Origin of the sequence: Bacillus proteolyticus, from assembly GCF_001884065.1 — a bacterium.
Classification (GTDB): domain Bacteria; phylum Bacillota; class Bacilli; order Bacillales; family Bacillaceae_G; genus Bacillus_A; species Bacillus_A proteolyticus.
The window spans coordinates 1-212 of the sequence record NZ_MACH01000046.1 but is presented as its reverse complement, the minus strand read 5'-3'; the positions used below and the strand labels follow the sequence as shown (position 1 = coordinate 212).

The window sequence follows — 212 nt, the reverse complement described above, 5'->3', positions numbered from 1 at the left end:
CGATTTCAGAAGCTAATGCAGAATGATACTGAGACATGATCGAAATTAGATGTTCTATTTCTTCTAAATCACTAGTCGACCAATGTCCCAGCACTTCATCATAAATGTTCAGGTCTTCAGGGATTAAGTCGCATCGTAGCTCAGCTTCCTTAAACTTATTTATCACGGCTAGATGCAATTTTTCATTCGTTCCCATGATGGTTTTATTTTTA

General features: G+C 36.8%; 1 pseudogene. It reads right to left on the bottom strand.

From position 1 onward, the window contains the following. Nucleotides 1-212: pseudogene (locus BAQ49_RS04465) on the bottom strand (hypothetical protein); the annotation flags it as partial.